The 22,933-nt window shown below is 63.0% G+C and carries 22 protein-coding genes; 16 read left to right on the forward strand and 6 right to left on the reverse strand.

Features of this window, described 5'->3' with window-relative positions; all coding sequences use genetic code 11:
• Nucleotides 1-217: 217 nt before the first annotated feature.
• From AC1DXN_RS15935 to AC1DXN_RS15945, 3 genes are read left to right on the forward strand one after another with little or no spacing between them, the layout of a single operon-like run.
• Entirely contained in the window at nt 218-1,162 is a 945-nt protein-coding gene (locus AC1DXN_RS15935; protein WP_477241600.1) for a Bug family tripartite tricarboxylate transporter substrate binding protein, read from the forward strand.
• On the forward strand, nt 1,159-1,644 hold the full coding sequence (locus AC1DXN_RS15940; RefSeq protein WP_477274885.1) for a tripartite tricarboxylate transporter TctB family protein: 486 nt from the start codon (nt 1,159-1,161) through the stop codon (nt 1,642-1,644). The genes AC1DXN_RS15935 and AC1DXN_RS15940 overlap by 4 nt, the downstream gene beginning before the upstream one ends.
• A gap of 27 nt (nt 1,645-1,671) precedes the next feature.
• Nucleotides 1,672-3,228: a tripartite tricarboxylate transporter permease gene (locus AC1DXN_RS15945; protein WP_477274883.1), complete on the forward strand. Its 1,557-nt coding sequence runs from the start codon at nt 1,672-1,674 to the stop codon at nt 3,226-3,228.
• A 5-nt stretch (nt 3,229-3,233) separates the two neighbouring features.
• Here AC1DXN_RS15945 and AC1DXN_RS15950 read toward each other — a convergent pair whose 3' ends face one another.
• Nucleotides 3,234-3,398 carry a hypothetical protein gene (locus AC1DXN_RS15950; protein WP_477274881.1) on the reverse strand — a complete coding sequence of 55 codons (165 nt, stop codon included), beginning with the start codon at nt 3,396-3,398 and terminating at the stop codon, nt 3,234-3,236.
• Nucleotides 3,399-3,684: 286 nt separating this feature from the next.
• Here AC1DXN_RS15950 and rimP point away from each other — a divergent pair, with 286 nt between their 5' ends.
• The 10 genes from rimP (at nt 3,685) to AC1DXN_RS16000 (ending at nt 15,880) form a co-directional block, all read left to right on the forward strand.
• Nucleotides 3,685-4,329: a ribosome maturation factor RimP gene (gene rimP, locus AC1DXN_RS15955; protein ID WP_477274879.1), complete on the forward strand. Its 645-nt coding sequence runs from the start codon at nt 3,685-3,687 to the stop codon at nt 4,327-4,329.
• 49 nt (nt 4,330-4,378) lie between these two features.
• On the forward strand, nt 4,379-5,974 hold the full coding sequence (gene nusA / locus AC1DXN_RS15960) for a transcription termination factor NusA (RefSeq protein ID WP_477241610.1): 1,596 nt from the start codon (nt 4,379-4,381) through the stop codon (nt 5,972-5,974).
• A gap of 38 nt (nt 5,975-6,012) precedes the next feature.
• The gene (locus AC1DXN_RS15965) at nt 6,013-6,663 is read left to right on the forward strand and encodes an RNA-binding protein (RefSeq protein WP_477274877.1); all 651 of its coding nucleotides are present in this window, start codon (nt 6,013-6,015) and stop codon (nt 6,661-6,663) included.
• Complete coding sequence (gene infB, locus AC1DXN_RS15970) at nt 6,660-9,230, forward strand: translation initiation factor IF-2 (RefSeq protein ID WP_477241614.1); 2,571 nt, start codon at nt 6,660-6,662, stop codon at nt 9,228-9,230. Before AC1DXN_RS15965 ends, infB begins: the two co-directional genes overlap by 4 nt.
• Before the next feature lie 110 nt (nt 9,231-9,340).
• Nucleotides 9,341-9,784 (forward strand): 30S ribosome-binding factor RbfA, encoded by a 444-nt coding sequence (gene rbfA / locus AC1DXN_RS15975; protein WP_477241616.1) that lies wholly within the window; start codon nt 9,341-9,343, stop codon nt 9,782-9,784.
• Complete coding sequence (gene truB, locus AC1DXN_RS15980) at nt 9,784-10,761, forward strand: tRNA pseudouridine(55) synthase TruB (protein ID WP_477241618.1); 978 nt, start codon at nt 9,784-9,786, stop codon at nt 10,759-10,761. The genes rbfA and truB overlap by 1 nt, the downstream gene beginning before the upstream one ends.
• A gap of 43 nt (nt 10,762-10,804) precedes the next feature.
• On the forward strand, nt 10,805-11,899 hold the full coding sequence (gene corA / locus AC1DXN_RS15985) for a magnesium/cobalt transporter CorA (protein WP_477241620.1): 1,095 nt from the start codon (nt 10,805-10,807) through the stop codon (nt 11,897-11,899).
• Nucleotides 11,900-12,051: 152 nt separating this feature from the next.
• A complete protein-coding gene (gene rpsO / locus AC1DXN_RS15990; RefSeq protein ID WP_269470859.1) occupies nt 12,052-12,363 on the forward strand; it encodes a 30S ribosomal protein S15 in 312 nt (103 codons plus the stop codon).
• A 279-nt stretch (nt 12,364-12,642) separates the two neighbouring features.
• Complete coding sequence (gene pnp / locus AC1DXN_RS15995) at nt 12,643-14,790, forward strand: polyribonucleotide nucleotidyltransferase (RefSeq protein ID WP_477274875.1); 2,148 nt, start codon at nt 12,643-12,645, stop codon at nt 14,788-14,790.
• A gap of 76 nt (nt 14,791-14,866) precedes the next feature.
• Nucleotides 14,867-15,880, forward strand: a complete 1,014-nt coding sequence (locus tag AC1DXN_RS16000; RefSeq protein ID WP_477274873.1) for a class I SAM-dependent methyltransferase — start codon at nt 14,867-14,869, stop codon at nt 15,878-15,880.
• Nucleotides 15,881-15,901: 21 nt separating this feature from the next.
• On the opposite strand, the gene AC1DXN_RS16005 is transcribed toward AC1DXN_RS16000, so the two are convergent.
• The 4 genes from AC1DXN_RS16005 to fabA all read right to left on the reverse strand — a co-directional run bounded on the left by AC1DXN_RS16005 (nt 15,902) and on the right by fabA (nt 20,158).
• Entirely contained in the window at nt 15,902-17,452 is a 1,551-nt protein-coding gene (locus AC1DXN_RS16005; protein WP_477274871.1) for a putative bifunctional diguanylate cyclase/phosphodiesterase, read from the reverse strand.
• A 91-nt stretch (nt 17,453-17,543) separates the two neighbouring features.
• The gene (gene fabI, locus AC1DXN_RS16010; protein WP_477274869.1) at nt 17,544-18,356 is read right to left on the reverse strand and encodes an enoyl-ACP reductase FabI; all 813 of its coding nucleotides are present in this window, start codon (nt 18,354-18,356) and stop codon (nt 17,544-17,546) included.
• Nucleotides 18,357-18,387: 31 nt separating this feature from the next.
• Nucleotides 18,388-19,608, reverse strand: a complete 1,221-nt coding sequence (fabB, locus tag AC1DXN_RS16015; RefSeq protein WP_477274867.1) for a beta-ketoacyl-ACP synthase I — start codon at nt 19,606-19,608, stop codon at nt 18,388-18,390.
• A 31-nt stretch (nt 19,609-19,639) separates the two neighbouring features.
• Complete coding sequence (gene fabA / locus AC1DXN_RS16020) at nt 19,640-20,158, reverse strand: 3-hydroxyacyl-[acyl-carrier-protein] dehydratase FabA (RefSeq protein ID WP_477241632.1); 519 nt, start codon at nt 20,156-20,158, stop codon at nt 19,640-19,642.
• A gap of 243 nt (nt 20,159-20,401) precedes the next feature.
• On the opposite strand from fabA, the gene irrA reads away from it, so the two are divergent.
• Together irrA and AC1DXN_RS16030 are read left to right on the forward strand one after the other, a co-directional pair.
• Nucleotides 20,402-20,833, forward strand: a complete 432-nt coding sequence (gene irrA, locus AC1DXN_RS16025; protein ID WP_006337949.1) for an iron response transcriptional regulator IrrA — start codon at nt 20,402-20,404, stop codon at nt 20,831-20,833.
• 10 nt (nt 20,834-20,843) lie between these two features.
• The gene (locus AC1DXN_RS16030; protein ID WP_477274865.1) at nt 20,844-21,215 is read left to right on the forward strand and encodes a DUF4260 domain-containing protein; all 372 of its coding nucleotides are present in this window, start codon (nt 20,844-20,846) and stop codon (nt 21,213-21,215) included.
• Here AC1DXN_RS16030 and AC1DXN_RS16035 read toward each other — a convergent pair whose 3' ends face one another.
• Nucleotides 21,216-21,773, reverse strand: coding sequence for an SH3 domain-containing protein (locus AC1DXN_RS16035; protein WP_477274863.1), 558 nt, complete (start codon nt 21,771-21,773; stop codon nt 21,216-21,218). It abuts the gene before it with no gap.
• A gap of 157 nt (nt 21,774-21,930) precedes the next feature.
• Here AC1DXN_RS16035 and AC1DXN_RS16040 point away from each other — a divergent pair, with 157 nt between their 5' ends.
• Nucleotides 21,931-22,932: a 2-hydroxyacid dehydrogenase gene (locus AC1DXN_RS16040; RefSeq protein ID WP_477241639.1), complete on the forward strand. Its 1,002-nt coding sequence runs from the start codon at nt 21,931-21,933 to the stop codon at nt 22,930-22,932.
• The last annotated feature ends 1 nt before the right edge of the window (nt 22,933 follow it).

Below are 22,933 nucleotides of genomic sequence, written 5' to 3' on the forward strand. Positions count from 1 at the left end.
AGGCTCGGAAAGTTCGGGAGGACTTCGAACACGTTTCCGCAAAGACCACCCGACGGCGGCAACCGGCGCCGCGAGTGGTTTGGAAACGCTGCCCATATCGGCCGGCCCTGAGCCGGGCCGGTTCCTTCCCCAGTTATTTCGAGACGCAGCCTGACGCGGGCTTCGAAACTGAACAGGCATTTGCCCCGCGCATGCGGGTCGCAAGGGAGGAACGGCAATGAAGCAATTCGTGTTGGCATCCATCATCGCGGGCGCACTCGCCCTGCCGGCCGCAGCGGCCGACTACAAGATCATGGCTCCTGCAGCCCCTGGCGGCGGCTGGGACCAGACGGCGCGTTCGATGCAGACCGCGCTCCAGGACGAAAAGATCTCGGGCAGCGTCCAGGTCAACAACGTCCCGGGCGCCGGCGGCACCATCGGCCTCGCGCAATTCGTCAATCAGGCCAATGGCGATCCGACCCAGCTTATCGTCGGCGGCTATGTCATGGTCGGCGCGATCCTCACCAACGCTTCGCCGGTGACGCTCGACCAGATCACCCCGATCGCCCGCCTGACCGGCGAATATGAAGCGATCGTCGTTCCAACCGCCTCCGACATCAAGGATATGGCTGGGCTTGTTGCCAAGCTCAAGGCCGATCCGGGCGCGGTTTCCTGGGGTGGCGGCTCGGCCGGTGGCACCGACCATATTGCTGCCGGGCTAATTGCCAAGGCCGTTGGCGTCGATCCGACCAAGATCAACTACATCGCCTTCTCCGGCGGCGGTGAAGCGCTTGCCGCTATTCTTGGCGGTCAGGTGACCGTCGGCATTTCCGGCTACGGCGAATTCGACTCGCAGATCAAGGCCGGACAGCTGCGCATCATCGGCATCACCAGCGATGCCAAGGTCGAAACCATCGATGCGCCGACCCTCAAGGAAAGCGGCGTCGATGTTTCCATCCAGAACTGGCGCATGGTTGCGGCCGCTCCCGGCCTCTCCGCCGACCAGAAAGCCGCCGTGCTGGCTGACGTCGACAAGATGGTGCAATCGGCTTCGTGGAAGAAGATCCTCGCCGACAAGGGCTGGGCCAACACCTATCTCGCCGGCGACGATTTCGCCGCACAGCTCAAGAAGGACACCGAAGCCACGGCGGTGATCCTGAAAGACATCGGTCTGGTGAAATGAGCCAGACTGACCAAAACGAAGCGAAGCGCCGCCCGGATCGGGCGGCGCTTGTCATTGCCGCTATCCTGGGCGTGGTGGCTGTGGTGATCGCGTGGAGCACCGCCAGCCAAGGTGCCGGCGCCAATTATGCCCGTGTTGGCCCGACAACCTTTCCCTATTTCATTGCCGCGGTGTTTTTCGGTCTGTCGATCTGGACGGCGTTCGAGGCCGTTCGCGGTGATTTTCCCGAACGCGAGCATCAGGAAATCGGCCCGATCCTGTGGATCGTCGGCGGCCTCGTGGCTCAGATGCTGCTGCTGAAAGTGGCGGGTTTCGGGATTGCCACGGGCCTGCTCTTCGCCGCGACCGCGCGCGCATTCGGCCGCGGCCCGTTGTGGCAGACGATCCCCATCGGCATCGTGCTGTCGTTCGTCATCTGGATCATCTTCGCCAAGGGGCTGCAGCTTTCGCTGCCTGCCGGCCCGCTCGAACGCCTGTTCTGAGCGATTTTCATGGGAGTTCGGCCCTAGATGGATACGTTCGGTCTGCTGGCTAACGGGTTGTTGACGGCTCTCCAGCCGATGAACATGCTTTATGCGCTCATCGGCGTCACGCTTGGCACCGCTGTCGGCGTTCTTCCGGGCATCGGCCCCGCGCTCACCGTGGCGCTGCTGTTGCCGGTCACCTACAAGCTGGATCCGGCGGGGTCGCTGATCATGTTTGCCGGTATCTATTATGGCGGCATGTATGGCGGCTCGACGACGTCGATCCTGCTCAACACGCCGGGCGAAAGTGCCTCGATCGTGACCGCGCTGGAAGGCAACAAGATGGCGCGCGCCGGGCGCGGCGGGCCGGCCCTGGCGACGGCGGCCATCGGCTCCTTCGTCGCCGGCCTGATTGCCACTATCGGCCTCGCCTTCATCGCGCCAACCATCGTCAAGATGGCGCTGTCCTTCGGCCCGGCCGAATATTTCGCGCTGATGATCCTCGCTTTCATGACCGTTTCGGCTGCCTTCGGCGACTCGACCCTGCGCGGTCTCACCGCGCTGTTCATCGGCCTGGCGCTCGGCTTGATCGGCATTGACCTGCAGACAGGGCAGGCACGCCTTGCCTTCGGTATTCCCGATTTGCTCGACGGCATCGAGGTGACCACGCTTGCGGTGGCGCTGTTTGCCATCGGCGAGGCGCTGAGTGTCGCTGCCAGCAACAGCAGCAGTTCAACCATCCAGGCGGTCAAGGGTTCGGTCTGGATGACCCGCGAGGACTGGCGCCGGTCCTGGAAGCCGTGGCTGCGCGGTACCGCCATCGGCTTCCCGATCGGTGCGATGCCCGCCGGCGGTGCCGAGATCGGCACGTTCCTGTCCTATTCGGTGGAAAGGCAGCTGGCGGAAAAGCCGGAAGAGTTCGGTCACGGCGCGATTGAGGGCGTTGCCGGCCCGGAAGCGGCCAACAACGCGTCGGCCGCCGGCACGCTGGTGCCGTTGCTGACGCTCGGACTGCCGACCACGGCCACGGCCGCGATCATGCTGGCCGGCTTCCAGCAGTTCGGATTGCAACCCGGTCCGCTGCTTTTCGCCACAAACCCCCAGCTTGTCTGGGGTCTGATCGCCAGCCTGCTCGTGGCCAATTTTATGCTGCTGGTGCTCAACCTGCCGCTGATCGGTGTCTGGATCAAGCTTTTGACCATACCGACGCCTTGGCTCTATGCCGGCATCCTGCTGTTTGCGACGCTCGGAACCATAGGTGCCAACGCGGCGGTGTCACAGGTCAACATCCTCGGCCTGTTCACTTTGCCCGTTTCCTTTGAACTGGGCATGCTTTTAGCGTTCGGCCTGCTCGGCTATGGCCTGCGTCGCTTCGGCTATCCGATCGCGCCTGTCGTGGTGGGGCTGATCCTGGGGCCGATGGCCGAGCAGCAGCTGCGCCGCGCCCTGGCCATCAGCCAGGGCGATGTGTCGATCCTTGTCGGGTCACCGATTGCGGTGGTGCTGTTGCTGCTGGCGGCGACTGCCGTGCTGCTGCCGCTCTATTTGCGCGCCCGTGGCCGGGGCAAGGTGCTGGCGCAGCTTGGCGCCAGCGAGGACTGACAGGCTTAAAAGCGCCGGATGCTGTGGAAATCGCGGGGCTCGATGCTCAGCGTCACCAGGTCCCGATTGTTGGGGCGGCGACCGCGCTCAACAGCGGCGGACACAGCAATGGCGCTGCCAAACAGGCGCACCAGTTCGCCAATGGCGCCAAACGGCTTATGGGTACTCATCTTTTCATCCTTACTGCCGCACATTGTGGAAATCGTCCTGCTAAACGCAGGTAGGTGCCGCAAAGACAGTCGGTTAGGGGTGCAGATGCATGCTTGCCATGCGTCTGCTGCAACGGTCGATAGAATCCGCTTGGGTGGGCGCTGCCTGCGACGGCACTTGAAAGGCGAGCCACCTTCGTTTATATCAACGTCAAATTCTTGGTCGGTATGACGAAGAGTGGGTCCACCCGGTCCCGCTCTTTTTTATTACCTGCCGGTCAGCCACCAATCGAACGACAGGGATCGAATGACTGCAACGGCAAGCGAAGGCGACGACCGCATCATCCGCGAAAGCGGTATCGATGCGCGCATCGCGCTGATCGTACAGCCGGTCCTGCGCGGCATCGGCTTCCGCCTCGTCAAGGTGCATCTGTCAGGCCAGAACGGGCTCACGCTGCAGATCATGGCCGAACGCGAGGACGGCACCATGACCGTCGAGGATTGCGAAGAGGTCAGCCGCGCGGTGTCGCCGGCACTCGATGTCGATGACCCGATCGAGAAGGCCTATCATCTCGAAGTGTCGTCGCCGGGTATCGACCGGCCGCTGGTTCGTAAATCGGATTTCGTCACCTGGACCGGTCATCTGGTGAAGCTGGAAACGTCGGTCCTCGTCGCCGACCGCAAGCGCTTCAAGGGCAAGATCACTGAGGCCGGCGAAGACGATGTTGTGATCGCGCGCGACAAGGCCGCCTATGGCGAGGAGCCGACGGTGCGCATTCCTTATGACGCGATCGCCGAGACACGGCTGATCCTCACCGACGACCTCATCCGTGACGCGCTGTCGAAGGACAACCGCGCGCGCAAGGAAGCCAAGAAACGCCGCGGCGAACCGGACGACGCGCCAGAGGGTGCTGAAGACGGCGCGGAAGACGAAATCGAACAGGAACTATGATTGAGCGGCCGGGCCTAAAGGCTCGGCAACCAAGCTCGGGAGAAAAAAGATGGTTGTAAGCGCCAACAGACTTGAACTGCTGCAGATCGCCGACGCGGTCGCGCGTGAAAAGTCGATCGACAAGTCGATCGTCATCGCCGCCATGGCCGATGCGATCCAGAAGGCGGCGCGCTCGCGCTACGGCCAGGAAACCAACATCCGCGCCGACATCAACCCGAACACCGGCGAGATGAAGCTGCAGCGGCTGATGGAAGTGGTCGAGAAGGTTGATGACTACGCGACGCAGATCGCTATTTCCTCTGCCCGCGAGCGCAATCCCGACGCGCAACTCGGCGATTTCATCGCCGAACAGCTGCCGCCGATGGATTTCGGCCGCATCGCCGCCCAGTCGGCCAAACAGGTCATCGTGCAGAAGGTGCGCGAAGCTGAGCGTGACCGTCAGTATGACGAATACAAGGATCGCATCGGGGAGATCGTCAACGGCACCGTCAAGCGTGTCGAATACGGCAACGTCATCGTCGATCTCGGCCGCGGCGAGGCGATCATCCGCCGCGACGAGCTGATTCCGCGCGAAAACTACAAATATGGCGATCGCGTCCGCGCCTATGTCTACGACGTCCGCCGCGAACAGCGCGGCCCGCAGATCTTCCTGTCGCGCACCCATCCGCAGTTCATGGCCAAGCTGTTCACCATGGAAGTGCCGGAAATCTACGACGGCATCATCGAGATCAAGTCGGTTGCCCGCGACCCGGGCTCGCGCGCCAAGATCGCCGTCATCTCGCGTGACAGTTCCATCGATCCGGTCGGCGCCTGCGTCGGCATGCGCGGCAGCCGCGTTCAGGCGGTCGTCGGCGAGCTGCAGGGCGAGAAGATCGACATCATTCCGTGGTCGCCCTCGGCCGCTTCCTTCATCGTCAACGCGCTGCAGCCGGCCGAAGTCGCCAAGGTGGTGCTCGACGAGGATGCGGAGCGCATCGAAGTCGTAGTGCCGGACGACCAGCTGTCGCTGGCCATCGGCCGTCGCGGCCAGAACGTTCGGCTGGCTTCGCAGCTGACCGGCTGGGACATCGACATCCTGACCGAGGCTGAGGAATCCGAGCGCCGCCAGAAGGAATTCGTCGAACGTTCGTCGCTGTTCATGGAAGCCCTCGATGTCGACGAGATGGTCGGCCAGGTGCTGGCTTCGGAAGGCTTCACCAGCGTCGAGGAAGTCGCCTATGTCGACGCCGGCGAAATCGCCTCCATCGACGGCTTCGACGAAGACACCGCCTCGGAAATCCAGACCCGCGCCCGCGAGTATCTGGAGAAGATCGAGGCCGAGCACGACGACAAGCGCAAGGCGCTGGGCGTGACCGACGAATTGCGCGAAATCCCCGGTGTCACCACCGCCATGATGGTGACGCTCGGCGAGGACGGCGTGAAGACGATCGAGGATTTCGCCGGCTATGCCGCCGACGACCTGACCGGCTGGAAGGAACGCAAGGACGGCGAGACCAAGGTATTCCCCGGCGTGCTCGCCAATCACGGCGTGTCGCGCGCCGACGCCGAGCAGATGGTTCTGGCTGCCCGCCTCAAGGCCGGCTGGATCACCGAAGACGAGCTTGCAGCCGAAGAAGTCCCGGCTGACGAAGCCGTTGGTGCGTGAGGTGAAACCGCATCGCACCGAACCCGCCCCAGGACGAGATGAACGATCGCACCTGCATCGTCACCCGCAAGCAGGCCGAACCGGATGATCTGATCCGTTTCGTCGTCGGCCCGGATTCGGCCGTCGTTCCGGATATCAAGAGAAACCTGCCCGGCCGTGGTTGCTGGGTGACCGCCGACCGCCTACATATCGACAAGGCGGCGGCGAAGAACCTGTTTGCCCGTGCCTTCAAGGCGCAAGTGACCGTGCCACCCGATCTCGGCGGCATGGTCGATGGACTGCTTTCCAAAGCTGCTTTGGGCATGCTCGGCCTCGCCCGCAAGGCAGGCGCAATTTCCCTCGGCGCCACCAAGGTCGAGAGCGCGGTGCGCGGCGGGCTGGCGCTTTTTGTGCTCCATGCCGCCGAAGCATCGGACGATGGCGTGCGCAAGATCAGCCAGGCGAGACGGGCCACCGTCCATCTCGGCGGGCCTGCCATCCTTGCCTACAAACTTTTCTCCGAGGCCGAGTTGAGCTTGGCATTGGGGGGTACAAATGTGATACATGCTGCCGTTCTCGCGGGAGACGCGGGCAAGGCGGTCCAGAAGCGCATGGTTGCGCTCGACCGATATCGGGGCGGTACCCCGGACGATCTGGCAATGCTTGCGGCCGTTGCTGACGAAGATGATGCCGCAGAGGATATGGAATGAGCGATACGAAATCGGGCGACGACAAGACGTTGAGTGTTACGCCGAAGAAGACCTTGACGCTGAAGCGCCCCGGTACGGAGCAGGGCATTGTGCGCCAGAATTTCTCGCATGGCCGCACCAAACAGGTCCTGGTCGAGACCAAGAAGCGCAAGTTCTCGATGCCTGGCGACAAGCCAGAGCCGGTCGCAGCCCCTGCGTCCGTGTTCACGCCGAAGCCGCCAGTGGCGGCAGCGCCCGTTGTGCAGGAAGCGCCCAAGGCGCCACCGCCTCCGCCGCCGGCTGAACGCGGCGGCATGGTGCTGAACGAATTGTCGCGCAATGAAATGGAAGCCCGCCGCAAGGCGCTCGAAGGCTCCAAGGTCCGCGACGTCGAGGATCGCCAGCGCGCCATCGACGAGGCCAAGCGCCGCAACGAGGATGAAGAGCGCCGTAAGCGCGAGCGCGAGGAATCCGCGCGCCGCCAGGCCGAGGAGGAAGCCCGGTTGCAGACCGAGGCCGAGTCCCGCCGTCGCGCCGAGGAAGAGGCACGCCGCCGCGCGCCGCTTGCCGCCGAACTGGCGACCGTCGACGATGAAGAAGACGTCAAGCCGAAGCGCACCGGCGCCGGCGCCCCGGTGCGCCGTCCGGTTACGCCCGAAGTGGCGCGCCCGGCCAAGCCCACCAAGGGCGAGGAAGACCGCCGTCGCGGCAAGCTGACGCTCAACACCGCGCTTTCCGACGAGGATGCGCGCGCCCGCTCGCTGTCGTCGATGCGCCGCCGTCAAGAGAAGTTCAAGCGCGCGCTGCACAATGAGCCGCGCGAGAAGGTTATGCGCGAAGTGATCCTGCCCGAAACCATCACCATCCAGGAACTGGCGCAGCGCATGTCCGAGCGCGCGGTCGATGTGGTCAAGTTCTTCATGAAGCAGGGCCAGATCCTGAAGCCGGGCGACGTCATCGACGCCGATACGGCCGAACTGGTTGCTACCGAATTCGGCCACACGGTCCGCCGCGTTGCCGAGTCCGACATCGAGGAAGGCCTGTTCAACATCGCCGACAACGCGGAGGATCTCGAGTCGCGTCCGCCGGTGGTGACGATCATGGGCCATGTCGATCACGGCAAGACCTCGCTGCTCGATGCCATCCGCAATGCCAATGTCGTCTCCGGCGAAGCCGGCGGCATCACCCAGCATATCGGCGCCTATCAGGTCGAGAAGAACGGTCACAAGATCACCTTCATCGACACGCCCGGCCACGCCGCCTTCACGGCAATGCGCGCCCGTGGCGCTCAGGCCACCGACATCGCCATCCTTGTGGTGGCGGCCGACGACAGCGTCATGCCGCAGACGATCGAATCGATCAGCCATGCCAAGGCGGCCGGCGTTCCGATCATCGTGGCCATCAACAAGATCGACAAGCACGACGCCGATCCGCAGAAGGTCCGCTCGGAGCTGCTGCGCCATGAGGTGTTCGTTGAATCGATGGGCGGTGAAGTGCTGGACGTCGAAGTCTCGGCGACCAAGGGCACCAACATCGACAAGCTGCTCGAAGCGATCCTGCTGCAGGCCGAAATCCTCGACCTGAAGGCCAATCCGGACCGCACCGCCGAAGGTGTCGTCATCGAAGCCCAGCTCGACAAGGGCCGTGGTCCCGTCGCCACCGTGCTGGTGCAGACCGGCACCCTGATGCCGGGCGATATCCTCGTCGCCGGCAACGAATGGGGCCGGGTGCGCGCGCTGGTCAACGACCGTGGCGGGCAGATCAAGGAAGCTCCGCCGGCAATGCCGGTCGAGGTGCTTGGCCTGCAAGGCACGCCGCAGGCCGGCGACCGTTTCGCCGTGGTCAACAACGAGGCCCGCGCTCGCGAGATCACCGAATATCGTCAGCGCCTGGCGCGCGAGAAGGCAGTGGCCAAGCATGCCGGCCAGCGCGGCTCGCTCGAACAGATGATGTCGCAGTTGCAGACGAGCGGGCTGAAGGAATTCCCGCTGGTCATCAAGGGCGACGTGCAGGGCTCGATCGAGGCGATCAATGCCGCGCTCGACAAGCTCGGCACCGACGAGGTGCGCGCCCGCATCGTTCATGCGGGTGCCGGCGGCATCACCGAAAGCGACGTGTCGCTGGCGGAAACCTCTGGCGCCGCGATCATCGGCTTCAACGTCCGCGCCAATGTGCAGGCGCGTGCGGCTGCCGCGGCAGCTGGCATCGAGATCCGCTACTACTCGATCATCTACAATCTCGTCGATGACGTGAAAGCTGCTCTTTCCGGCCTGCTGTCGCCGGAGCGTCGCGAGACCTTCATCGGCAATGCCGAGATCCTCGAAATCTTCGACATCACCAAGGTCGGCAAGATCGCCGGCTGCCGTGTCACCGAAGGCAAGGTCGAGCGTGGTGCGGGCGTCCGTCTGATCCGCGACAACGTCGTCATCCACGAAGGCACGCTGAAGACCCTGAAGCGCTTCAAGGACGAAGTCTCGGAAGTTCCGGGTGGCCAGGAATGCGGCATGGCCTTCCAGAACTACGAGGACATGCGCGTCGGCGACGTCATCGAGTGCTTCCGCGTCGAGATGGTAACCCGGACGCTCTGAGTTCGAGTGCCCTGTTGAGACCGGGCGGTGGTCGAAAGGCCGCCGCCCAACACATTTGAGACATGCGGCACGGTCCCATCCCGCGCCCCACGCTTTCAGGATTGAGAAAAATGCCCCGTCCAACCACATCAAGTCCATCCCAGCGCATGCTGCGCGTCGCCGAACAGGTGCGCCATGCGCTGTCCGAAACCTTGCAGCGCGGCGAGATCATCGATCCGCTGATCGAGAACACCGTGGTTTCGGTCTCGGAAGTGCGCATGTCGCCCGACCTGAAGGTCGCCACGGCTTTCGTTTCGCCGCTCGGCGCCAAGGACACCGGTGCGGTGATCGACGCGCTCAACAAGCATGCGAAATTCGTGCGCGGCCGCGTTTCCGGCGCGCTGCGGCAGATGAAGTTCATGCCGGAGTTCCGCTTCAAGCTCGACACGTCGTTCGACAATTTCGCCAGGATCAACGATTTGCTGAAGTCGCCCGAAGTCGCGCGCGATCTCGGCCCCGTTGATAGCGACAAAGACAACGACCAGGATAAAGACGACAAGAAGGACAGCGAATAGTGGGGCGTCGCGGCAAGAAGAAGGGCCGGCCGATTTCCGGCTGGCTGGTGCTCGACAAGCCCGTCGGCATGGGCTCGACCGAAGCCGTCTCCAAGATCAAGTGGCTGTTCCAGGCGGAAAAGGCCGGCCATGCCGGCACGCTCGATCCGCTGGCGTCCGGCATGCTGCCGATAGCGCTTGGCGAGGCCACCAAGACCGTGCCCTACGTCCAGGACGGCGCCAAGATCTACCGCTTTACGGTCGCCTGGGGCGATGAGCGCTCGACTGACGATCTCGAAGGCCCGGTGACCCAGAGTTCCGACCGGCGTCCGGCGGAAGCCGATGTGCTGGCGGTGATGCCGAAATACACCGGCGTCATCATGCAGACGCCGCCGCAATTCTCGGCCATCAAGATCGCAGGCGAACGCGCCTATGACCTCGCCCGCGAGGGCCAGACGGTCGACATTCCCGAGCGTGAGGTCGAGATCGGCCGCCTCGACCTTGTCGAGCACAGTGCCGACCACAGTATTTTCGAGGTCGAATGCGGCAAGGGCACCTATGTGCGCTCGCTGGCGCGTGACATGGGCCGCGACCTCGGCTGTTTCGGCCACATTTCGGAACTGCGCCGGATCGAAGTCGAGCCGTTCACGCAGGAAGACTTCGTCACCATCGCCGAACTGGAAGCCGCCCGTTTCGGCGAGCAGCGTGACGAGAAGCCGGAAGAAGCGGACGCTGCCGACGCCGTGGATGTGCCGGTCGACTTCAGCGCCATCGACGCGCTGCTGGTCGATACATCGGCGGCACTCGACTGCCTACCGCAGATCGCCATCAGCGACGACGCCGCGACAAAAATCCGCCTCGGCAATCCGGTCATCATCCGTGGCCGCGACGCGCCGGTGGAAGCCGAGGAAGCATGCGCCACCGCGCGCGGCAAGCTGGTCGCCATCGGCGCCATCGAACAGGGCATGTTCAAGCCGAAGCGGGTCTTTGCCGGGTGAGGGTTCTCATCTAGTTTCGGTTCGATTTGCGCTTGAGGGGCATATGGCAAAGACTGGGACGATGAAGAAGCGGGCGCCGGTGACAACGCGGCGACCGCCGGTCGGCGCCTCGCCGGGCACGCTGATCGCCGATCCCGCGGCACGGCGCTCCGAACTGCGGCTGACGCTGATCTCGCCCGACAAGTTCAAGACGATCGAAGATGCCAGCATCGACGACGTCACCGCCAATTGCGACCAATGGCCGGTCATCTGGCTCGACTGCACCGGTCTCGCCAACATCCAGCTGATCGAAGAGATCGGCCGCATTTTCAGCCTGCATCCGCTGGCGCTGGAAGACGTCGTCAACACCGGCCAGCGGCCGAAGGTGGATTTTTTCGAGGACCATGCCTTCGTCGTCGTCAGGATGATCGACGATGTCACCGCGCACCGCTACGAACAGATCGCCGTCTTCTTCGGCAAGAATTTCGTCGTCACCTTCCAGGAGCGCGAAGGCGACCCGTTCGACCCGGTGCGCAAGCGCATCGAAAGCTCGATGCCCAACCGGCTGCGGGCACGCGGCGCCGACTATCTCGCTTATGCGCTGATCGATGCCATCGTCGACAGCTATTTCCCGCCGATCGAGACGGCCGGCGAACTGGTCGACAGCATCGAGGACCAGATGCTGCACACGCCGCACAAGCACCAGATGCGGCAGCTGCACGAGTTGCGGCGCGATGCCAACGTGCTGAAGGGCGTCCTTTGGCCGATGCGCGATGCGCTGGCGACGATGATCCGCAACGACGTGCCCTTTGTGAAGGCCGAGACCAAGATCTTCCTCAACGACACGCTCGATCATTCGCTCCGGCTGATCGAACTGGTGGAAAACCAGCGCGACATGCTGACCGGGCTGATCGAGATGCATCTGTCGCTGAGCCAGGCACGCACCAACGACGTCATCTCCTATCTGACCATCGTCTCGGTGATTTTCATGCCGCTGACCTTCCTCGTCGGCGTTTGGGGCATGAACTTCGACCCGGATACCTCGCCATGGAACATGCCCGAGTTGAAGGCCTACTATGGGTATCCGACAGCTCTCGTCTTCATGCTGGTGGTCGCGATAGGCCTCATCGCCTTCTTCAGATGGAAGAAGTGGCTTTAGCCAAAGGGAAAATCTCTGTTTTTGCTGCAAAAGGCTGCGACAAGCCGGCTTCGTGAATTGGGCTGGTGTTTTCCGGGGAATTGCCCTATATGCGCCGCAGCTTAGCGCACTGACGCTTTGCTTGCACCGGCCCCTGCTGGACGACATCCCGGCTGAGGGCGACCCGTTTCCTCAAACAGATAAGGAAAAACACGATGTCGATTACTGCCGAGCGCAAACAGGAATTGATGGGTGAATTCGCAACCGCCAAGGGTGATACCGGGTCTCCGGAAGTCCAGGTGGCCATCCTTTCCGAGCGCATCAAGAACCTGACCGACCACTTCAAGGACCACAAGAAGGATAACCATTCCCGCCGTGGTCTGCTCGCTCTCGTCTCCCAGCGCCGCAGCCTGCTTGATTATCTCAAGCGCAAGGATGACGCGCGCTATCAGACGCTGATCGAGAAGCTCGGTCTGCGCCGTTGACGAATTGACCGGCGGGCTTTCCTTAAGGAGAGCCCGCCGGTCGCGCATTCGGCCAGTCGCATCGATTGGCCAGACCCGGTTTCGAGCGTGCAGAGGGCCACTCGAAACCGCCCATGGACGGTCATGGGGCAGGATTGCAGGACGCTCGCGCGCTCGACCAGCGCTGAAATTCCCGAGCCTCCCGTTGTCTTGCCCGTGGCTGCCCGAGAAAGGAAGCCAGGAAAGGGCATCCGCGCACCGTGAAACGGCGCGGCCCTTTCCGCATATTAAGGACAAGACATGTTCAATCACCACAAAGTGGAAATCGAATGGGGCGGCCGTCCGCTCATTCTCGAAACCGGCAAGATCGCGCGCCAGGCTGACGGCGCCGTGCTCGCCACCTACGGCGAAACCAAGGTTCTCGCCACTGTCGTCTCGATGAAGGAGCCGAAGCCAGGCCTCGATTTCTTCCCGCTGACCGTCAACTACCAGGAAAAGACCTACGCCGCCGGCAAGATCCCGGGTGGCTATTTCAAGCGCGAGGGCCGCCCGAGCGAGAAGGAAACGCTGGTTTCCCGCCTGATCGACCGCCCGATCCGCCCGCTCTTCGCCGCCGGCTACAAGAACGACACGCAGATCGTCGTCACCGTCGTCCAGCATGACCTCGAGAACGATCCGGACATCCTGTCGATCGTCGCCACTTCGGCCGCCCTGACGCTCTCGGGCGTTCCCTTCATGGGGCCGGTCGGCGGCGCCCGCGTCGGTTACATCAACGGCGAATATGTGCTCAACCCGCATGTCGACGAGATGCAGGAATCCAAGCTCGACCTGGTCGTCGCCGGCACCGCCGACGCCGTGCTGATGGTCGAGTCCGAAGCCAAGGAACTTGGCGAAGAGCTGATGCTCGGCGCCGTCATGTTCGGCCACAAGGGCTTCCAGCCGGTTATCGACGCCATCATCAAGCTGGCAGAAGTTGCCGCCAAGGAGCCGCGCGATTTCACTGCGCCGGATTATTCCGCGCTTGAAGCCGAGATGCTGAAGGTCGTCGGCGACGAGCTCAGCAATGCCTACAAGAACGTCGACAAGCAGAAGCGCTACGCCGCCGTCGACGCCGTCAAGGCCAAGGTCAAGGCAGCATTCGCCCCGGCCGAAGGCGAAGACGCCAAGTACACGTCCGAGCAGATCGGTTCGGTGTTCAAGGAACTGCAGGCCAAGGTCGTGCGCTGGAACATCCTCGACACCGGTTCGCGCATCGACGGCCGTGACCTCAAGACGGTCCGCAAGATTGTCTCCGAAGTCGGCGTCCTGCCGCGCACCCACGGTTCGGCGCTGTTTACCCGCGGCGAAACCCAGGCGCTGGTGGTTGCCACGCTCGGCACCGGCGAGGACGAGCAGTATGTCGACTCGCTGACCGGCATGTACAAGGAGAAGTTCCTCCTTCACTACAACTTCCCTCCCTACTCCGTCGGTGAGACCGGCCGCATGGGTTCGCCGGGCCGCCGCGAAATCGGCCACGGCAAGCTTGCCTGGCGCGCCATCCGCCCGATGCTGCCCTCCGCTGACCAGTTCCCCTACACGCTGCGCGTCGTCTCGGAGATCACCGAGTCCAACGGCTCGTCGTCGATGGCCACTGTCTGCGGCACCTCGCTGGCGCTGATGGATGCCGGCGTGCCGCTGGCCAAGCCCGTCGCCGGTATCGCCATGGGCCTGATCAAGGAAGGCGAGCGCTTCGCGGTTCTCTCCGACATCCTGGGTGACGAAGATCACCTCGGCGACATGGACTTCAAGGTCGCCGGCACCGCCAACGGCATCACCTCGCTGCAGATGGACATCAAGATCGAGGGCATCACCGAGGAGATCATGAAGATCGCGCTGGATCAGGCCAAGGATGGCCGCCAGCATATCCTCGGCGAGATGGCGCATGCTCTGACCGGCGCCCGCCCCGAACTCGGCGAGTTCGCACCGCGCATCGAGGTCATGCACATCCCGACCGACAAGATCCGCGACGTGATCGGTTCGGGCGGCAAGGTCATCCGCGAGATCGTCGAAAAGACCGGCGCCAAGATCAACATCGAGGACGACGGCACGGTCAAGATCGCTTCGTCGAATGCCAAGGAGATCGAGGCGGCGAAGAAGTGGATCCATACCATCGTCGCCGAGCCCGAAGTCGGCGAAATCTACGAAGGCACGGTCGTCAAGACCGCCGACTTCGGCGCTTTCGTCAATTTCTTCGGTCCGCGTGACGGCCTCGTCCACATCTCGCAGCTTGCCAACGACCGGGTCGCCAAGACCTCGGACGTGGTCAAGGAAGGCGACAAGGTCTGGGTCAAGCTGATGGGCTTCGACGAGCGCGGCAAGGTCCGCCTGTCGATGAAGGTCGTCGACCAGGCCACCGGCAAGGAACTCGCGCGCGACAAGAAGACCGAAGGCGAAGAACACGCCGCCTGAACGGTCTGACAAAGTTATCGAAACGGGCGCGACGGATGTCGCGCCCGTTTCATTTTCACGGTAAGAGCGAGATCGAATGTCCACCGAGCCGCTGAAGACCTTGTTCCACCCCTTCGAGGCCGAGGTCCTTCCTCTGCCGCGCAAGGGCGAGCGTGTGCTGTTTCTGGGCGCGGAACCGGGTTTTCGCCTGCCCGTGGGCTTCGAGGCAGCGCTCCATCTGGTGCAGGGCTTCCGGCCGTATTTACGTGCGCTGCAGGCGTCGGCTTTTTCCGTGACCCCGCAAGCGCATGACAACGGCTTTGATGCAGCGCTTGTGCTTGCCGGTCGCCATCGCGGTCGCAACGAACTGCGCATCGCCGAAGCGCTGCAGCGTGTGGCGCCAGGCGGATTGATCGTCGTCGCCGGCGGCAAGGATGAGGGCATTGCCAGCCTGCGCAAGCGCATCGGCGAGCTTGTGCCGCTTGAGGACCATCTGCCGAAATATCACGGCATTGCTTTCTGGTTTCGCAGTCCGGCGGATATCGACGCTGCTGAGAAACTACGCGCCGCCAATCCCGCCTTGCTGGTTGACGGCAGCTTCCACACCGCGCCGGGCATGTTCTCCTTCGATCGCGTCGATCTCGGCTCGAAGCTGCTGGTGGAACATCTGCCCAAGGACCTGCGCGGCACCGTTGCCGATTTCTGCGCCGGCTGGGGCTATGTCGCGGCCGAGGTCTCAGCACGCTCGCCCGGCGTAACCGGGCTCGACCTCTACGAGGCGGACTTCGACTCGCTCGAAGCGGCGAAAGGCAATGTTGGCAAAGGCGCCGTCGAGCCGCGCTTCATCTGGATCGATCTGCTCAGCGAAGCCGTCGAGCAGCGCTACGATGCGATCGTCATGAACCCGCCCTTCCACCGCAGCCGCGCGACCGAGCCGGAGATCGGCGCCGGCATGATCCGCGCAGCAAGCAAGGCGCTGAAGCCGGGTGGGCGGCTGTTCATGGTGGCGAACCGCCAGCTTCCCTACGAGCCGGTGCTGGCCGCGGCCTTTTCCAGCCATGCCGAGATCGCCCGCGACGGCATGTTCAAGGTTTTCGTGGCCCGTCGCTGAAACAAGCGCGGTGCTGCCCGCTCAGTGCAGGCTGGCGACACGCGGTGCGCGAACGCTGACGACCGTGCGGATTTCGCCGGGCCTCATCTTGAGCGGTGCGGGCCGGCCGAACAGATAGCCTTGCACCACTTCGCAGCCGGCGGCCCTGAGCAGCGCCGCCTGGTTTTCCGTCTCGACGCCTTCGGCGATGATGCTGACGCCCAGGGCGCGTGACAGCCCGACGATGGTCGAGACCACAGCACCCGAGCTGGAATCGGTGTCGATGCGGCTGACGAAGGAGCGGTCGATCTTCAGCTTGCCGAACGCGAAATCGATGAGATAGCTCAGATTGGAATAGCCGGTGCCGAAATCGTCGACGGCCACCGAGATGCCCATGTCGGCAAGCTGCTTCAGGATGATGGCGGCGCGGTCGCGATCCTGCATCATCGCCGTCTCGGTGACTTCCAGCTCCAGCCGTGACGGCTTGATGCCGGTGCTCGCCATTGTCTCGCGAATGATGCCGACGAAGTCCTTGGTCATGAACTGGACCGGCGAAATGTTGACGGCGACGAAACAGTCCTCAGGCAGGTGGCGGGCATCGCTGCAGGCTTTGCGCAGCACCCATTCGCCGATGGGACCGATCATGCCGGTCTCCTCGGCGATCGGAATGAATTCCATCGGCGGGATCATGCCGCGTTCCGGATGCTTCCAGCGGATGAGTGCCTCATAGCCGATGATGCGGCCGCTCGGCAGGTCGAGCTGCGGCTGGTAGTGGAGGTCGAAATCGCCGCGCTCGAACGCGGTGTGCAGTTCGGATTCGATCCACTGACGATAATCGGCGACACGACCCATGTCGGCATGGAAGATCGACCAGTTGCCCACCCCGCCGGCGCGTGCATTCTGCAGCGCCAGATTGGAACGGCGCAGAATGAGGACGGGATCGACGCCGTCCTTGGGCATCGCCACGATGCCCACCGACAGGGCCACCGATTGCAGGTGGGAATTGAGATCGTAGGGCTGCATCATCTCGTCGATAAGCTTCTCGGCGAGGCTTTCCATCGACCCTTGGATCTCCCGCTCCGTCAGGAGTATGGCAAATTCGCCGGCGCCAATGCGCCCCATCAACGTGCCCTCGGGCATGCAAGCCTTCAGCCGCCTGGTGAAGGCCCTGATCAACTCGTCGCCGTGGCTGTAGCCGATGGCGTCGTTGATCTGCTTGAAGCGGTCGATGTCGATGTCGATGAGAAACACCGGCTCGCCGGTCCTGATCGTCGCCGATGCCGCTTCGGCAATCTTGCTGACCATTGCCGGACGAGCCAGAAGCCCGGTCAGCTTGTCGAAATGGGTTTCCTTGAAGACGTACTCCGCCGATTCATCGACGCCGGCAAAGAAGGACAAGGCAGCTCCCGCCGCGGCGAGTGCGCAAAGCGCGGCGGTGATGCCGGCCATCGTTCCAGCCTGCATGCCGATAAGGTCGTCGCCGAAACCGAGTTTCAGGCCCCAGAGACCGAGAACGAAACTGCCCAAGCCCGCGCTGGCCACGGTGAGCAGCCGGAATACCGGTGTTCGCTTCGGGTTGCTGACGGAAGGCATTACAGGGTCCCCAGGTTGCGGGACCCTAGCGGACATCTCCTTAAAATGAGTTTCCGCCGATGCATTTAATTTTACCGGACGTATCAGAGGGTTAGTCCTTGCCGCCATCCGTCTGCTTCAGCTCGTCCAGCGTCGGCATGGAAACGATGTGGTAGCCGGAATCGACGTAGTGGATTTCGCCGGTGACACCCGACGACAGGTCGGACAGGAGATAGAGCGCGGAACCACCGACCTCGTCGATGGTCACCGTACGGCGCAGCGGCGAATTGCGCTGCTGGTAGGAAAACATGTGGCGTGCGTCGGAAATCCCGGCGCCGGCAAGCGTGCGCACCGGTCCCGCCGATATGCCGTTCACCCTGATGCCGCGCGGACCATAGTCGTTGGCGAGATAGCGCACGCTGGCCTCGAGCCCGGCCTTGGCGACGCCCATGACATTGTAGTTCGGCATGACGCGGACGGAGCCGGCATAGGTCAACGTGATCATCGAACCACCATCCTTCATCAACGCGGCGGCATGGCGGGCGACTTCGGTGAAGGAGTAGCAGGAGATGACCATGGTGCGGACGAAATTGTCACGGCTGGTGTCGGCGTAGAGGCCCTTCAGCTCGTTCTTGTCGGAAAAGCCGATGGCATGGACGACGAAGTCGAGCCCGCCCCATTCCTTGCCCAGGGTCTCGAAGGTGGCAGCGACCGACGCACTGTCCTCGACATCGCAAGGCACGACAAGTGCCGCGCCAATCTTCTCGGCGAGTGGCTTGACCCGGCGCCCGAAGGCATCGCCCTGATAGGTAAAGGCGAGTTCCGCCCCATGTTCGGACAGTTTCTTGGCGATGCCCCAGGCGATCGAATGATCGTTGGCGACACCCATGACAAGCCCGCGCTTGCCCTTCATCAGTCCGTCCATGGCCGGCAATCCTTATATAAAAGCGCTGGCCTTATGCGGAATAGCGCTGGAAAACGAGCGTTGCGTTGGTGCCACCGAAACCGAACGAATTGGACAAAACAGTGTCGATCTTGGCGTTATCGATGCGCTTGCGCACGATCGGCATGCCCTCGAATTCCGGATCGAGGTTTTCGATATGAGCGCTTTCGCCGATGAAGCCGCCTTGCATCATCAGGATCGAATAGATCGATTCCTGCACGCCAGCCGCACCCAGGGAATGGCCGGTCAGCGATTTCGTCGAGGTGATATGGGGCATCTTGTCGCCGAACACTTCGCGGATGGCGCCCATTTCCTTGGAATCGCCGACCGGTGTCGAGGTGCCGTGGGTGTTGATGTAATCGACCGGCGACGAGACGGTCGCCAGGGCCTGCCGCATGCAGCGGATCGCACCTTCGCCCGATGGCGCCACCATGTCGTAGCCGTCCGAGGTCGCGCCGTAGCCGACGATCTCGGCATAGATCTTGGCGCCGCGCGCCTTGGCATGCTCGAGCTCTTCCAGAACCAGCACGCCGGCGCCACCGGCAATAACGAAACCGTCGCGATTGACGTCATACGCGCGCGAGGCGCTCGACGCCCTGTCGTTGAACTTGGACGACATGGCACCCATGGCGTCGAACAGGTCCGACATCGTCCAGTCGAGATCCTCGTGGCCGCCGGCAAAGACCATGTCCTGCTTGCCCCACTGGATCAGTTCGTAGCCATTGCCGATGCAATGAGCCGAGGTCGAGCAGGCCGAGGAGATCGAATAATTGACGCCGTGGATCTTGAACCAGGTGGCGAGCGTCGCCGAAGCCGTCGACGACATTGCCTTCGGCACCGCGAACGGACCGATGCGCTTCGGGCTGCCGTTCTTGAGCGTCGTCTCGGCAGCCTCGACGATGGTGCGCGTGGACGGACCGCCCGAGCCCATGACGATGCCGGTGCGCTCATTGGTGATGTCGGCCTCACCGAGGCCGGCATCGGCGATCGCCTGGTCCATGGCGACATGGTTCCAGGCCGCACCTTGGCTCAGGAAGCGCATGGCGCGGCGGTCGATCATGGCCGACGGGTCGAGCGTCGGCGCTCCCCAGACCTGGCAGCGGAAACCGTGTTCGGCGAAGGAATCGGAGAAGCTGATGCCAGATTTGGCATCATGCAGCGAGGCCTGCACCTCGTTGGCGTTGTTGCCGATCGACGACACGATGCCGAGGCCTGTGACTACGACCCGTCTCATGGGCTGCTCCTTCCAGAGTGTCCGGTGACGATCAGGCGACCGCCGATTGCTTTGACAGACCCACTTTGAGATCCGTTGCCGCGTATATGGGCTCGCCATCGGCTTTCAGCCAGCCATCGGCAATGCCAAGCACCAGCCGCCCGCGCATCACGCGCTTGAAGTCGATGCCGTATTCCACCTTCTTGACCGAAGGGGTGACCATGCCCCTGAACTTGACCTCGCCGGTCGACAGCGCCATGCCCTTGCCCTGCTCGCCGAGCCAGCCGAGATAGAATCCCGTCAACTGCCACATCGCATCAAGGCCCAGGCACCCCGGCATGATCGGATTGCCGATGAAATGGCAGGCGAAGAACCAGAGGTCAGGCTTGATGTCGAATTCAGCGCGGATGAAGCCCTTGTCGAAGGCGCCGCCGGTCTCGCTGATCTCGGTGATGCGGTCGAACATCAGCATTGGCGGGTAGGGCAGCTGGGCATTGCCAGCCCCGAACAGCTCGCCGCGGGCGCAGGCCAGCAATTCTTCATAACCGTAGCTGGATTTCGTACCCGCCATCAATCTCGTCCCCGTAATCGTCCCGGGCGGTAGGGCGCCCTTGTCGTTGGTTTCCTAACACAATCTGTTTCAGGCCGGAAACCGGCGTTTGCGCTTAACCCGCCCGTCTGTCCGGGTCAATGCGCGCTATTGATCGTATTCAGCCGACAGAATATATGTCGGGAGGCATCCAGTTTCGGTCGATAACGTTTTTTTGCCACTCTGGGCGTGTGTTGGGGCAGAACTGTGAGCTTGGACGGACGGATGGATCTGGGCTGCCGGAAGGAAAATGTCGCTGTGGACAAGCGGGTTCGCGAAGCCGGGTTGAGGCCGACACGCCAGCGCATTGCGCTGGCCGATCTGCTTTTTGCCAAGGGCGACCGCCATCTTTCGGCCGAGGAATTGCATGAGGAGGCGATCGCCGCCGGCGTGCCGGTGTCGCTGGCCACCGTCTACAATGCCCTGCACCAGTTCACCCAGGCCGGTCTTCTGCGCATCCTGGCCGTCGAAGGCTCGAAGACGTATTTCGACACCAACACCTCCGATCACCATCATTTCTATATCGAGGGTGAAAACAGGATCTTCGACATAGCCAGCGGTCCTGTCACGGTTTCCAACCTGCCGGAGCCCCCGGAAGGCATGGAGATCGCCAATGTCGATATCGTGGTGAGGCTGCGCCCCAAGCGCTGCGATTGATCGGCACTTTATGAAATTCGTGGATTTGGCAGTCCGGCTGGAATGGGCCGCTATCGCGGTGGCTGCTCTGGCCTCTTATGCCATGGCAGGTGTTTCCTGGTGGCTGTTTGCCGTACTCATTCTGGCGCCGGACCTGTCGATGCTGGGCTATCTCGCCGGACCACGGATCGGCGCCATCGCCTACAACACCCTGCACATCTTGATTGTGCCGATGTTGTTGGCGCTTGCCGGAAGCCTATCCGGCAACGCGATGGCGACGGCGATCGCGTTGATCTGGATCATCCACATCGCCATCGATCGCGCGTTGGGCTACGGCCTCAAGCTACCGAGCGGCTTCCAGGATACCCATCTCGGTCGCATTGGACGCCAAGAAGGCTCTTGATCAGTTCTTGACGTGCTCGCCCGGATAAGCACCCCAGACCACCGATTGCGGCAGCCAGCCGGTGTGACCGTCGAAGGTCATTTCACACCATTGGCCATCACAGGTCTTGATCGTGCCCATGACACCCGGCTCGATGATGGCGATGACGCCGGCATCCTTGTCCTTCTCGTCGAGAAGGTTGATTCGGCCACCCTTGTTGCGCTGCCAGGGCGCGACGATGGCCGTGCGGCGGCCTGAAAGCAGCGACTGGTTGATCCAGCCTTCCGAGCCGTCGGCATCGCGCACGCGCCGCCACGTATCGAATTCCTGGATGATTTCCATTGGCAGGCCGGCCTTCATGTACATCCAGTCGACGGAATAGTTGGCGCCGGGGCCGACGCGCGAGTTGACGCGTCCCGATTTCAGGCTGACGAACCGTGGCAGCGGCAGGCCGCTCGGCCCCAATGTGATGGTCTGCGCGGGGGCAGCCGCGCTCTGCGCCGCCACCACGGGGGAATAAAGGACAGCGCCGAGAATTGCTGCGCTGAGAGCCAGGCGAAGCGACGCGAAACCAGACACTTTCATTCCTTTCGGCGCCTGCCTATCGGTAACGGCGCCCCTTTTTCTTTGTCTTCGGCGGCACCGCTTGTTACATGAGTCACTGGCACCGCGACCGGCTTCCAGTTTCGCCTGTCTTGGTTAAAGAGGTCTCAACGAGATCGGGTTCGAGGAAACAATGGCAGGCAAAAAACGGCCTCTCGTCGTCATCACGCGCAAGCTGCCCGATCCGGTCGAGACCCGCATGCGCGAATTGTTCGACGCAAGGCTGAATGTCGAGGACAGGCCGATGACGCAGCCGGAGCTGGTTGCGGCGGTCAAGGAAGCCGACGTTCTGGTGCCGACGATTACCGATCATATCGACGCGGCGCTGATCGCGCAGGCCGGCGAGAACCTCAAGCTGATCGCCAATTTCGGCAATGGCGTCGACAAGATCGACGTCGAGGCTGCGGCGAAAAGGGGCATCACCGTCACCAACACGCCGAACGTGCTGACCGAAGATACCGCCGACATGACCATGGCGCTGATGCTGGCGCTGCCGCGGCGGCTGGCGGAAGGCGCCAATGTCTTGACCGGCGACAAGAAATGGGCCGGCTGGTCGCCGACCTGGATGCTCGGCCGGCGGATCTGGGGTAAACGGCTCGGCATCGTCGGCATGGGCCGCATCGGCACCGCCGTCGCCCGGCGGGCCAAGGCCTTCGGTCTTTCAATCCACTATCACAACCGCCATCGCGTGCTGCCGGCGGTCGAAGAGGGGCTCGAAGCGACCTATTGGGAAAGTCTCGATCAGATGTTGGCCCGCATGGACATCATCTCGGTCAACTGCCCGTCGACGCCGGCGACGTTTCACCTGCTTTCGGCGCGGCGGCTGGCGCTCATGCAACCCACGGCTTACATCGTCAACACAGCGCGCGGCGACATCATCGACGAGGAATCGCTGGTCAAGCTGATCCAGGACGGCAAGATCGCCGGCGCCGGCCTCGACGTCTACGAGCACGAGCCAGCGCTGAACGGCAAATTGCTGAAGCTCGCCGCCAAGAACAAGGTGGTGCTGCTGCCGCATATGGGCTCGGCAACGCTCGAAGGCCGCATCGACATGGGTGAAAAGGTCATCATCAACATCCGCGCCTTCTTCGACGGTCACCGCCCGCCCGACCGCGTGCTGCCACTGCGGACCTGAT

This window comes from Mesorhizobium sp. P2_H9 (assembly GCF_056403215.1).

Excerpts from the sequence above, each read along its gene's own strand:
- AC1DXN_RS15935 (WP_477241600.1), top strand. The coding sequence starts at position 218 with ATGAAGCAATTCGTGTTGGCATCCATCATCGCGGGCGCACTCGCCCTG.
- AC1DXN_RS15940 (WP_477274885.1), top strand. The coding sequence starts at position 1,159 with ATGAGCCAGACTGACCAAAACGAAGCGAAGCGCCGCCCGGATCGGGCG.
- AC1DXN_RS15945 (WP_477274883.1), top strand. The coding sequence starts at position 1,672 with ATGGATACGTTCGGTCTGCTGGCTAACGGGTTGTTGACGGCTCTCCAG.
- AC1DXN_RS15950 (WP_477274881.1), bottom strand. The coding sequence starts at position 3,398 with ATGAGTACCCATAAGCCGTTTGGCGCCATTGGCGAACTGGTGCGCCTG.
- rimP (WP_477274879.1), top strand. The coding sequence starts at position 3,685 with ATGACTGCAACGGCAAGCGAAGGCGACGACCGCATCATCCGCGAAAGC.
- nusA (WP_477241610.1), top strand. The coding sequence starts at position 4,379 with ATGGTTGTAAGCGCCAACAGACTTGAACTGCTGCAGATCGCCGACGCG.
- AC1DXN_RS15965 (WP_477274877.1), top strand. The coding sequence starts at position 6,013 with ATGAACGATCGCACCTGCATCGTCACCCGCAAGCAGGCCGAACCGGAT.
- infB (WP_477241614.1), top strand. The coding sequence starts at position 6,660 with ATGAGCGATACGAAATCGGGCGACGACAAGACGTTGAGTGTTACGCCG.
- rbfA (WP_477241616.1), top strand. The coding sequence starts at position 9,341 with ATGCCCCGTCCAACCACATCAAGTCCATCCCAGCGCATGCTGCGCGTC.
- corA (WP_477241620.1), top strand. The coding sequence starts at position 10,805 with ATGGCAAAGACTGGGACGATGAAGAAGCGGGCGCCGGTGACAACGCGG.
- pnp (WP_477274875.1), top strand. The coding sequence starts at position 12,643 with ATGTTCAATCACCACAAAGTGGAAATCGAATGGGGCGGCCGTCCGCTC.
- AC1DXN_RS16000 (WP_477274873.1), top strand. The coding sequence starts at position 14,867 with ATGTCCACCGAGCCGCTGAAGACCTTGTTCCACCCCTTCGAGGCCGAG.
- AC1DXN_RS16005 (WP_477274871.1), bottom strand. The coding sequence starts at position 17,452 with ATGCCTTCCGTCAGCAACCCGAAGCGAACACCGGTATTCCGGCTGCTC.
- fabI (WP_477274869.1), bottom strand. The coding sequence starts at position 18,356 with ATGGACGGACTGATGAAGGGCAAGCGCGGGCTTGTCATGGGTGTCGCC.
- fabB (WP_477274867.1), bottom strand. The coding sequence starts at position 19,608 with ATGAGACGGGTCGTAGTCACAGGCCTCGGCATCGTGTCGTCGATCGGC.
- fabA (WP_477241632.1), bottom strand. The coding sequence starts at position 20,158 with ATGGCGGGTACGAAATCCAGCTACGGTTATGAAGAATTGCTGGCCTGC.
- irrA (WP_006337949.1), top strand. The coding sequence starts at position 20,402 with ATGGATCTGGGCTGCCGGAAGGAAAATGTCGCTGTGGACAAGCGGGTT.
- AC1DXN_RS16030 (WP_477274865.1), top strand. The coding sequence starts at position 20,844 with ATGAAATTCGTGGATTTGGCAGTCCGGCTGGAATGGGCCGCTATCGCG.
- AC1DXN_RS16040 (WP_477241639.1), top strand. The coding sequence starts at position 21,931 with ATGGCAGGCAAAAAACGGCCTCTCGTCGTCATCACGCGCAAGCTGCCC.